This window comes from Mesorhizobium sp. M7A.F.Ca.ET.027.03.2.1, assembly GCF_003999175.1.
Classification (GTDB): Bacteria; Pseudomonadota; Alphaproteobacteria; order Rhizobiales; family Rhizobiaceae; genus Mesorhizobium.
In genome coordinates this window covers 1-989 of record NZ_RZOM01001535.1, presented here as the reverse complement: position 1 = coordinate 989, position 989 = coordinate 1, and the positions used below count along the sequence as shown (strand labels likewise).

The following is a 989-nucleotide window of genomic DNA, read 5'->3' as shown; positions in this document are numbered from 1 at the left end:
CCGGCCTGATGGGTGCGTCCGGCCCCCTCCCCCCCCACGCCCCGCCGCAATTGCCGTCCGATGCCGTCATCGATGCCGGGCGCTGGCGGGTCCAGCCGGCGCGCGCCTATGTCAGCCGCGCCCGGCGAAGTGATTGGCCAGCGCCACCTTCGCCGCGAGCTGCATGAGGAGATCGCCGACCAGCACGCCGGCCAGCACGAGTGCCACGAGTTGCAGCCAGAACCGCCGCAGCAGCGAAAAACCTAGGGTGATCGGTCTGATAATATCGGCAAACATGAGGTTCTCTCACGATGCCACCCGCCAAAACCTTTCTAGCAAAGGACGGCTGTTTTGCAAGAAAGGGGGCTCCCCTTCTCCCCTTGTGGGAGAAGGTGGATCGGCGCGATAGCGCCGAGACGGATGAGGGGTGCGTGACGGAATGGGGCGTTGGCGTTCCCTGGAACACCCCTCATCCGACCTCGCTTCGCGAGGCCACCTTCTCCCACAGGGGGAGAAGGGAGAACCGTCCCCCTCACCTTCTCACCCGCGATTTCAGCCACCGGTCGAACGCCACCGCCAGGATCAGGATGAGCCCGATGACGATGCTTTGCGTATAGGACGAGACGTTGTTGAACTGCAGCCCGTTCTGCAGCACGCCGATGAGCGCCGCGCCGACCACCGTACCGCCGACCGAGCCGATGCCGCCGAACAGCGAGGTGCCGCCGATGACGACGGCCGAGATGACCGTCAGCTCGTAGCCAATACCGGCGACTGCTTCGGAGGAGTTCAGCCTGGCCGACAGCACGAAAGCGGCAAGCCCGGCGAAGAAGCCGACGATGACATAGACCGAGATCAGGATACGGTCGACGCGCAGGCCCGACAGCCTTGCCGCCTCGGCATTGCCGCCGACGGCGTAGACAGCGCGCCCGTAACGCGTGTAGCGCAGCACGATGTGGCACAGGATGGCGGCCGCGGCGAAGATCAGCGCCGGCACCGGCACGGGGCCGATC

2 protein-coding genes are annotated in these 989 nt (G+C 66.1%); both read right to left on the bottom strand.

Features of this window, described 5'->3' with window-relative positions; translation table 11 throughout:
• Positions 1–111: 111 nt before the first annotated feature.
• Positions 112–276: a hypothetical protein gene (locus tag EN750_RS39770; RefSeq protein WP_164898927.1), complete on the bottom strand. Its 165-nt coding sequence runs from the start codon at positions 274–276 to the stop codon at positions 112–114.
• 235 nt (positions 277–511) lie between these two features.
• The coding region (locus tag EN750_RS36235) for an ABC transporter permease (RefSeq protein ID WP_145968279.1) at positions 512–989 on the bottom strand (478 nt) is incomplete at its 5' end.

Coding starts and splice junctions, on each gene's coding strand:
- EN750_RS39770 (WP_164898927.1), bottom strand. CDS start 276: ATGTTTGCCGATATTATCAGACCGATCACCCTAGGTTTTTCGCTGCTG.